Consider the following 4,400-nt stretch of genomic DNA (forward strand, 5'->3'; position numbering starts at 1 on the left):
CCAGCTCTGGCAGGTGGCGACCAGGTTCAGGCGGGCCGCGCTCTCACCGGCGGCAGCGGCGTCCTTGCAGTGGATGTCGACGCAGAAGCCGCAGCCGTTGATCTGGCTGGCGCGCAGCTGCACCAGCTCCTGGACGGGCCCCGGCAGCGGCGACTCGTGGATCACCTGGCTGACGGCGTAGATCCGCTTGCCGATCCTGGCGCCGGTCTCGTTCGCGAACAGGTTCATACGGGGTTCCATCACAACGTCCTCGCTCGTGGAATCGTGTGCCGCGCGGATCGTCCGTGCAGCGTCTTGATGCCCATAAGTCGCCGGCCGCCCCGGCCCTGTGACAGCACGCCGATGTGACGCACGCCACCGGGACCATGTGTCACAACGAGGCGGGGAGCGGCGACTTGTGCGTGACACGGACATGAGGCGCGACAGGCAGGAGCCGACGATGGACGAGCGCACCCAGCAGGAGACCGGCGCGACCGGGCACAGCCCCCGCGCCGAGGGCACGGACTCCGCCACCGAGGCGTTCGTCGCCCATCGCAACCTGCTGTTCACCGTCGCCTACGAGATGCTCGGCTCCGCCTCCGACGCCGAGGACGTCCTCCAGGAGACCTGGCTGCGCTGGGCGGACATCGACCAGGACACGGTGCGCGACCCGCGCGCCTTCCTGGTGCGCATCACCACGCGCCAGGCGCTGACCCGGCTGCGTACGCTGCGTCGGCGCAAGGAGTCCTACGTCGGCCCCTGGCTGCCCGAACCGCTGCTCACCGCGCCCGATGTCGCCGAGGACATCGAACTGGCGGACAGCGTCTCCATGGCGATGCTGCTCGTACTGGAAACACTCGCGCCGACCGAGCGGGCCGTGTTCGTGCTGCGCGAGGTCTTCGATCTCGGATACGAAGAGATCGCGCAAGCCGTGGACAAGACCCCCGCCACGGTCCGGCAGATCGCCCACCGCGCACGGGCCCACGTCGCGGCGCGCCGACCGCGCGAGGTCGTCTCGCCGGCCCAGTCACGCAGTGCGCTCACGGCCTTCCAACAGACGGTGGAATCGGGCGACTTGCAGCGCCTGCTCGACACGATCGCCCCTGACGTAGTCCTGCTTACCGACGGCGGCGGAATCGTACGGGCCGCCCTCGAACCCGTCGTGGGCGCCGAAAAGGTGGCCGGCGTGCTCAGCAGGCTCGCCTCCGCGAGCCTGCATCCGGCGCAGATCAACGGCTATCCGGCGTTGATCCTGCGCACGGGCGACGCGATCGAATCCGTCCTGGCGGTCCGCATCGAGGACGGCCTCATCACCGGCCTCTACGCCGTCCGCAACCCGGAGAAGCTCTCCCGCATCGACCGGGAGACGGCGGTGGGCCGCTGATACCGCGGGAGCAGACCCCTGAAGCCGGGCGCCCCCGCATCGGGCGCGCGCCGCCGCCGACCGCGTACGGGCGGGGGCGAGGGCACGGGTACGGGCGCGCCAGACATCAGAATCGACGTGGCAACGATAAAAATCGACACTGTGTAGACTTTCTGCTGGAGGGAGCAGCCCGGCTCCTCGCAAGACCTTGCTGGAGGAACAGTGCAACAGCAGAACTGGCTCATCACCGGCGTCAGCACGGGCCTGGGGCGCGCGTTCGCGCAAGCCGCCCTGGCCGCCGGGCACACCGTGGTCGGCACCGTCCGCTCCGAGAGGGACCTGCGAGCCTTCGAAGAGTTCAGGCCCGGGCACGCTCACGGCCGCATCCTGGACGTGACGAACGATGACGCAGTCTCCGACACGGTCGCGGAGGTCGAGCGGAGCGTCGGCCCCCTGGACGTCGTCGTCGCCAACGCCGGCTACGGACTGGAGGGAACCTTCGAGGAAACCCCGCTGGCCGAGGTGCGGCGGCAGTTCGAGGTCAACGTGTTCGGGGCCGTGTCCACCCTGCAGGCGGCGCTGCCTCACATGCGCGCGCGCCGCCGTGGACACCTGATGGCCGTCACCTCCATGGGCGGGCTGATGGCCGTCCCCGGCATGTCCGCCTACTGCGGCAGCAAGTTCGCCCTGGAAGGCATCCTGGAGGCGCTGGGCAAGGAGGTCGCGCAGTTCGGAATCCACGTGACGGCGATCGAGCCCGGATCCTTCCGCACCGACTGGGCCGGACGGTCCATGACACGCGCCGAGCGCACCGTCGACGACTACGATGAGTTGTTCGCCCCCATCCGCGACGCGCGGCAGAAGGCGAGCGGAAACCAGCTGGGCAATCCCGCCAAGGCCGGGGAAGCGGTCGTGCACATCACCTCGGTCGAGCAGCCGCCGGCCCACCTCGTCCTGGGCTCGGACGCGCTGCGACTGGTCACCGCCGCACGCGCTGCCGTGGACGAGGACATTCGCACTTGGGAGGCGCTCTCCCGTACGACCGACTTCGCCGAGGGCGCTCAGCTGTGACACCCGACCACCACTCCGCGCGCGGCCGTCGCACCGCCGAGCGCAAGGGAGACGTCCGGGAGCGGGCCATCCTCGACACCTGCGAAGCCCTGCTGGCAGACAAGGGCTACGACGCCATGACCGTCGGCGACGTGGCCCGGGGCGCCGGCATCACCCGCGGCGCCCTGTACTTCTACTTCGGCTCCAAACAGGAAGTGGTCACGGCGCTCGTGGCCCGGACAGTGGAGCATCTGTGGGAACGCTCCCTGGCCACCGCGCAGACCGACGAGCCGCGCCAGGCCATCGCGGCGGCCATGCAGCGCACGGTCGAGCTGTGGAATGAGCATGGCCTGGTCATGCGCACGGCGATCGACCTGTCGTTGACCGTGCCGGAGATCGGCGAGCTGTGGAACCACACCGCTGACCTGTTCATCGCGGCCATCACCGCTGTCCTGGAACGCGCCGGCATCCAGGCCGGCGCCGCACCGGACCAGGCCCCGGCGATGGCACGCGCCCTGTGCTGGATGATCGAGCGGAGCTTCTACCACGCCTCGCAGGAATCCCGCGAGAAGCTCCAAGAGGCGTCGGCGACATGCGAACACATCTGGCTGACCAGCGCCGGCCTGATCACCTGAGGTATGTGCCGTGGAAGCGGTGCGGCGCGGAACCGGAACCCTGAAGTTCCGGTCGGGGCCTCGCCGGACCAGGATCGTATCGATGCCGCCGCCGAGTTGCCCGACTCGCAGCGTGCGGGGCACTCCTGCGGAGCTGGACCGCCGCGAACTCCTCCCGCTTGCCGAGCAGTTGGCCACCCTCGCGGAAGTCCTGATGCACCTGGATCAAGCACCCTCTGCGGGCCGCCGGCCTGCGGTGGGAGTCTCGGCAAATCGCTTCTTGTACGCCCTGCCGAAATGGCTGCTGTCGGCGAAGTGCCAGCGGGCGGCGATTTCGGACACGGTGAGGCGTGTTGAGAGAAGCTCCCCCTGGCGCGTTCGAGTCGGCGTTCGCGCACATGGCGCATGACTGACGAGGTGCCCCCTTGGCCGAACGCGCGGTAGAGAGTGCGGACAGAGACGTTCAGGTCCGCCGCGATCCCCTTGGGACCGGGATCGGGGTCGGCGAGCAGCCGGGCCTCTATGTGGTTCATCGCCGCCCTGCGGAGCGCGGGTGCCAACTCCACATCATCGATGACCACGTACCTGCTGCCCCGGCCCGGCCGGTGCGACTCCACCTGACCTGCACGTATACCTAGCTCCGAAAACGAAGCTAGAACAGCCGCTTCACGTTGTCGCCGAAGGTCCACGGCACGGCTGTCACCTGCCAGAACCGGGCTGCCTTGCAGCGTATCCAGCACCGATCCAGCGCGGTCGCGATCACCCAGCACGTCACGCCGCGGCGTCATGCCCGCCGGGCTGTTCCGCTACCACCACTGGGGCCATAACCGAGTCGGGACGCATAGCCTTCTGCATGATCGCGCGACAGCGGTCCCACGCGGCGGGCACGAGATGGCCGTAGATGTCGACAGTCGTTTTGATTGATTTGTGTCCCAGCCAGCGTGAGACTTCGTGAATGGGGATGCCGTTGGCCAGCGCCGTCGAGGCGAAGAAATGACGCAGGCTGTGTGGCGTGTACTTGGGCGTTCCGTCTGCTTTCACGAGACCAGCGCGCTTGAGCGCCTTACTGAAGTGATGGGCATACGTGTTGGCCGTCGGCATTGTCTCGTTCGATCCGTTACGCGGCGTGAAATACACCATCAGCTCCCCACGCGAAGCTGTTCCCCAGTCCGCAAGATGCGCGGCCATCTCTGCTTCGAGGAACGGCGCCGTGGGGATATCCCGATACTCACCCTCACACCGGTGCTTGAGCGGGATGAAGCGGACCTTGCAGCCCGCGCGATACCCCTTCGCGTTCACCTGCCACCGGACGCGGATGAACTCATTGCGTCGACACCCGGAGTCGAAGGCAAGCGTTTCGCTGATGCGCAGTCCAGCACCCGCCTGCAGGTAGA

6 protein-coding genes are annotated in these 4,400 nt (G+C 68.3%); 3 read left to right on the top strand and 3 right to left on the bottom strand.

Features of this window, described 5'->3' with window-relative positions; all coding sequences use genetic code 11:
- Positions 1-240 (bottom strand): carboxymuconolactone decarboxylase family protein (locus ACQKIP_RS40775; protein WP_427745330.1); only part of this gene is annotated, 240 nt, incomplete at its 3' end.
- A 199-nt stretch (positions 241-439) separates the two neighbouring features.
- Between ACQKIP_RS40775 and ACQKIP_RS40780 the strand changes: the two genes are divergently transcribed.
- The 3 genes from ACQKIP_RS40780 (at position 440) to ACQKIP_RS40790 (ending at position 3,027) form a co-directional block, all read left to right on the top strand.
- Entirely contained in the window at positions 440-1,363 is a 924-nt protein-coding gene (locus ACQKIP_RS40780; protein ID WP_365865393.1) for an RNA polymerase sigma-70 factor, read from the top strand.
- A 201-nt stretch (positions 1,364-1,564) separates the two neighbouring features.
- Positions 1,565-2,413, top strand: a complete 849-nt coding sequence (locus tag ACQKIP_RS40785) for an oxidoreductase (protein WP_365865395.1) — start codon at positions 1,565-1,567, stop codon at positions 2,411-2,413.
- Positions 2,410-3,027 carry a TetR/AcrR family transcriptional regulator gene (locus ACQKIP_RS40790; RefSeq protein ID WP_365865396.1) on the top strand — a complete coding sequence of 206 codons (618 nt, stop codon included), beginning with the start codon at positions 2,410-2,412 and terminating at the stop codon, positions 3,025-3,027. The genes ACQKIP_RS40785 and ACQKIP_RS40790 overlap by 4 nt, the downstream gene beginning before the upstream one ends.
- A gap of 204 nt (positions 3,028-3,231) precedes the next feature.
- Here ACQKIP_RS40790 and ACQKIP_RS40795 read toward each other — a convergent pair whose 3' ends face one another.
- Complete coding sequence (locus tag ACQKIP_RS40795; protein ID WP_365865398.1) at positions 3,232-3,348, bottom strand: hypothetical protein; 117 nt, start codon at positions 3,346-3,348, stop codon at positions 3,232-3,234.
- A 429-nt stretch (positions 3,349-3,777) separates the two neighbouring features.
- On the bottom strand, positions 3,778-4,400 hold a 623-nt coding region (locus ACQKIP_RS40800; RefSeq protein WP_427745331.1), incomplete at its 5' end, for a site-specific integrase.

Origin of the sequence: Streptomyces sp. NPDC059900, from assembly GCF_050270335.1 — a bacterium.
GTDB lineage: Bacteria > Actinomycetota > Actinomycetes > Streptomycetales > Streptomycetaceae > Streptomyces.